Raw genomic sequence first — 5,099 nt, 5'->3', positions numbered from 1 at the left:
AAAAAACACCTCGATGAGCCACATCGTAAAATGAACCTGGCTGAGCCAAAATCTCTGGTGGAAGGTGCGTTTATACGCGATAAGGAAGGTGCATACCGTCCGGCTGCAGGTGGCCGTCCAATTCTTTTGGATAAAGGCGATTCACTGGTACTTAAAAACAAGGATAGCGCAAGTTATGATGCTGCGGTCGAGCTGGCTAAGTCCAAAGGTTGGACAGCAATCAAATTAAAAGGTAAACCAGCCATGATGGAGCAAGCGTGGATCACAGCGAAGCTGGCAGGCATTGAAGTTACCAATTACACACCAACTAAAGATGCTCAGGCTAAGTTTGCTGATCGCTTGGCTGCACAGCAGCTGGCAAATATTACGGAGATTAGCCGAGTTGAAACTGAGCCTAGCGTATCGTCTGGAAACTTTGAAGGCAAGATCCTGAGATTTGAGAACGGTCAGGCCATACAGAAAACAGGACGCGATCCAGATGTAACCGTACGCCATGATGTTTCTAAGCTTTCAAAAACTTTGGTAGTTGGTGAAGTGGTCAGTATCAAGTACGACAAAGATGGGCGCGGCATGGTTAAGGACAAGATACAAGAAAAAGCACTTGGAAGATAATGGTATGAGGCTGCCGCGATGCGGTAGCCATTGCGGCGCATGTTGTGCTTAGATTAAGCAAGAGAATTTATAGTTTTATAGGCTGCCATGAATTTTGACATTAATAAATCAAAACTAATTCTTGTTGATGCTAGCCATCACACTATTGGCGATGATCAATTTCTGCGATCGGCGTTTGAAGTGCTCCTTCCCGATATACGCAAACTAAGAAATGCAGGTTTTTCGTTTGAGCAGATCACCGAACTGCTTGAGCAATGCGAACTCAGTCTGCCCTGTTCGATGGTAGAGCAATACTTTGAAGATCAACTGATGGAGAAAATAAATAAGAATACGCAATTGATAGATGAGATGACCGAAACTATACGGCAACACACTGAAGCCAACCAAGACAAGGTTGAGGTCGAGAAAGTAACGCCTGTGACTCCAGCTGGCACGCAACACACCACAACGTCCTCGCTGATTGAAGGTTTACACTGCTTAGCGTTACTACCAGTCAAACCGCTTGAGCGACGGGATGGCGTGCCTGAAGAAGTTTATATGGATGGCCAATTGGAGCATCCGGCTATTCTAGGACTCATGCTATCAAAGGACGAGCGACTGTATGGTAGGCAATTAGCAATCGCGGATCAGAATGGAGGAATTGACCTTGAAACAGTGCAGGAAATGGCGTTCAGAGTAAAGTGGATGAAACCAATACCAAGAACAGAAACGGCAACAGGGGCTAATTTTGTGAAGATGGATTATTCTTTATTTGAAAACATTAGTAACCATAAACGTCCTCAATAAGAACTAAGACTGTCCTCATTGGCTTTAATTTAAGGGCATCAGTAATTATTAGTTGATTTAATTAATATATCGTCATCTTCAATACCTGTATTTTGCGATATTGACGCCTCCTTTGCACATTGTTCGATGAAGTCAAATGCGTCTTCAGGTACACGTCCAACAAATTGCTTTCGCCTGTTATTGGAAAGAATGTTGTCGTTATCAAGACACATCCTGACAAGTGATGAAAGGGTGCTGCCGCGCACGTCAAATCGCTGATCAACCTCTTTGATAACTTTATCATAACGTTCAAGAAACTCAGTTTCGTTGCGCAGTTCAACTTCCAGCGCTTGTTCTGCCATTTTGTAGCCAAATTCAACACACTTTGTCGCATCCCAGTATTTGTAAATAGACAAATTGCCATTAAATTTCAAATCGTATTGTTCTTCGTCAATCCATCGTACCGACCACTGGTCACGGGCCGGTCGTGAATACTGACGAAGCACAGACAAATATTCTTCTTCATTACGTTTCATTGCTACCGAAACGGGTAAGAGAAGTCCTTTTTCCAGCTTTCCTGATTGGCATAACGCTTGATGGAAAAGGAACCGTGCAAGTCGTCCATTTCCGTCCATGAACGGATGTATGTACACAAAACCAAATGATGCAATGGATGCAGTAACAATAGGGTCAACTTCTTTAGGAGGTTTATTGGCAAACGTCATCAATTCTTCCATCAGACTAGATACAATTTCTGGTGGTGGTGGCAGGTAGGTTATACCAGCCGCCCCACGCATTGGCCCACGCAACCAATTCTGGTTGCTTCTAAAGCTTGCAGCTTTGTCATAAGGGTTAGTCACGATTGAATTTTGTAGTTCAACCAAACGATCTTCAGACATGGCCCTACGCTCATGCGCTTGATGTAACAACATAACGAACAACCTTGCTTTATCTTCGCTTGGAGCCTCGCGCTCTATGGCAAAAGAACTTTCAGTTTCGTGCAAATACGCCCATGCCAGGGCGCGATCCGTCATCCCTTTACCCAGCGTATCAATAAATGTTTTAGCGCGGCCAAGAATGTCAGATTTGATCGCCTCCTGTAGATAAGGTGTTCGCTCTACTGTCGCACAGTACTTGATGGTGCCGAGACCATTAAATGCTACACGCCATCGTGTGTCGCGTTGTGATGGGCCTGTGATATATTTGTCTGGATTAAATATCTCAACCGTAGGTCCGGCGATCTCTGGCAAGTCCGTGAGCTGTTTCCCTGTGAATTGCTCCCAAAGATAGCATGCGGCTCTCGTATAGGTGCCGGTCGGCGCACGGCGCAACTCTGCGATCAATGATGCGGGATCGATTTTTGGAAGCGCTTCAGCTAGTATTTGAAGATTGGTGCCCTCATGTTTAAGGGCGAATAGTATGTGCGCCAAGGGATCGTCAGTGGCAGGAGCAACATGTTTTGGGATCGCAAGAAAGGTATCGGCTTGCTCTACTCGCGTGACTGGCTTGAGTAATGCTGGCCGCTCAATCGAGAATGCACTCAGTTTAAGTGTTTGACGTAAAAATTCGTAACCTAGAGCAGCCATTATTTTCTTCCAGAAACTAAGATTTTCTTAATATTACTCTGGTTTAATCATATTTTCTTATATTATTTGATAAAACAAATAATATTTGCATCCAATGACTTTTTTTCTTTCTTGAATTCATATTATCTTCTAGCTTTGCTAGGCTATCAATTTTTCGTACACAAGCTATAGAAATTCAAACTATCATTTTCCACAGAACGGAGCTTATATTCCACTCTAATTTAATTCTACTCAACTTTAGTTTTTGCGGATTTCTTGACTAAAGGCTTACTTACTGCTATTAATTGTCCACGTAGCTCGGCAGCTTCTTCACCGGCTTTCTTGGCTTCTGCACGGACTGTATTAACGGTTTCATTAGCGGTCGCTAATTCGCGTGCTGCGTCCTCAAGGCGGGCTTGATGGGTTTGTACTGACACATTTTCATGACTAAGAGCCTCGGCGTTTGCTATGGCGCGTTTAACGGCTTCTGCTGCGTTCGCTGTAGCTTCAGTAAGTTGAGTTGAAATACTTTGACGTAAATTAAATTCTGATTCTAATTTGGCAGTGGCCACTGCGGCCTCTTCATGAAGCTTGGCTGATTGTGCACGGGCTTCCAGCAATTCAGCACGGACCTTTTCAATCTCGGCCTCGATGCGGGGCACTGCCTCTAGGCGCAATTCAGCTTTGGCTAATTCTACACGGGCGCTTTCTGCAGCTTGACGTTCCGTAACTAATGCAGCTGCGGTGCGTGTAGCCTCCGTTTCCAGCTGTTGTGTACGTCCAGCGAGTGCAGCATATTGTTCTTGTAATGCTGACAGCTCTGTTGCCTGTAGATCTATATCAGCGGCTTGACGCTCATTTTCAGCAATCAGTGTATCGGTTTCAATTTGCAGATCTGCAAGCTGCGCCGTTGTATTAGCAGTGGCCTCTTGTACCTTGCTGGCGATTTGATTGCTGATCGCGCGTGCAATAGATGGATCCATAGCGTCATCAATGGCCTGACTTTGGCGCAACTGTCCACCTTGCCACTGCTGCAAGAACTTAAGAATGGTAGCCATGCTGCCAGAGCCTAATGATTCACGTACATTACGCATGGTAGCTTTGCCGCCGTGGGCTTTAATACTGCCCGCTACTGCAGCAACTTGCTCGAATGTGATTGTTGATTCTCTTGCCATGATGTTGCTCCTTTTTTGATATGATATGATACGTTACAAATGATATGATACGTTATGATATGATACACGTCAAGAGAAATAATGGTTTTTGTTACCGTTCGTCGGCTGGTTTTGGCTTAAAATATCGATGCGTAAATGGAATATGGGAAATGACACAATTACGTGATGGAATTCACCTAGGAGAAGTTCTTCTTGAGGAATTTATGCAACCTATAGTGATACAGCTAGACAACTGGCCGCTGACATTGATATTTCACCCAGCTGCATAAGTGCAGTTATTCAAGGCTCACAAGATATTACGGTCGATATTGCTTTGCGGCTCGGGCTGTTTTTTTTGGATGGAGCAACGTTTTTGGTTGAACCTACAAAGCGAATTTGAAATACGGAACAGCAAGTAAGATTTTTTGACCTGCCCTTAACCATAAACATCCGTAATATCCGGTAAATCAAGCGGTAGTGTAGTTCTTCATTGCAAGTTCTTAGTTTGTACTTATCCAAGAAATCCAGCGAAGCTGGGCTTAATCAATCATGAGCTTTAACGCGATTTAATGAACTGAGAATTACCCAAACAATCTCGCGAAGTGGGGCTTTAAGTCTTAAGCACCAACTCTATTTCTTCAAAAAATGTAATACTTAATAACTTATAACGATTTTATTTATAGGCTGCTAGGTTAAAGAAAGGTTAAAAGAACGGTTAGCAGCCTAAAAAATAGTCAAATATCAAATTAAAATCAATGAGTTATAAAATATCATCCTAGGTCATGTGTCACGATTTCGTAGGTCAAATGTGATAGTTTTATAGGTCATATGTCACGGTTTTTAGCACACAAATCAACTTTTATACTCAAAACCATAGGTCATATGTCACGGTTTTTGGGGTTTTTCGGTTACGCATATGGATAAATGTAGCGCGTCAACTATCTTGTCCAGTTCAGCGACAATTATCTTGTCTAGTTGACGCTGAGATTTTTACTACTGTTTT

At 43.3% G+C, this 5,099-nt stretch carries 4 protein-coding genes; 2 read left to right on the top strand and 2 right to left on the bottom strand.

Going from position 1 to position 5,099, the window contains the following annotated elements; genetic code table 11:
• Positions 1-612 (top strand): LPD7 domain-containing protein (locus Q7U33_RS11785; protein WP_304861225.1); only part of this gene is annotated, 612 nt, incomplete at its 5' end.
• Between the two features lie 180 nt (positions 613-792).
• Complete coding sequence (locus Q7U33_RS11780; protein WP_304861222.1) at positions 793-1,398, top strand: hypothetical protein; 606 nt, start codon at positions 793-795, stop codon at positions 1,396-1,398.
• A 38-nt stretch (positions 1,399-1,436) separates the two neighbouring features.
• On the opposite strand, the gene Q7U33_RS11775 is transcribed toward Q7U33_RS11780, so the two are convergent.
• Together Q7U33_RS11775 and Q7U33_RS11770 are read right to left on the bottom strand one after the other, a co-directional pair.
• The gene (locus Q7U33_RS11775) at positions 1,437-2,963 is read right to left on the bottom strand and encodes a Fic family protein (RefSeq protein WP_304861220.1); all 1,527 of its coding nucleotides are present in this window, start codon (positions 2,961-2,963) and stop codon (positions 1,437-1,439) included.
• Between the two features lie 227 nt (positions 2,964-3,190).
• A complete protein-coding gene (locus Q7U33_RS11770; protein ID WP_304861217.1) occupies positions 3,191-4,117 on the bottom strand; it encodes a DNA-binding protein in 927 nt (308 codons plus the stop codon).
• Between the last annotated feature and the right edge of the window lie 982 nt (positions 4,118-5,099).

Origin of the sequence: Methylotenera sp., assembly GCF_030653755.1 — a bacterium.
GTDB lineage: Bacteria > Pseudomonadota > Gammaproteobacteria > Burkholderiales > Methylophilaceae > Methylotenera.
The sequence above is the reverse complement of the archived record's forward strand: the minus strand, read 5'-3'. Positions and strand labels throughout refer to the sequence as shown.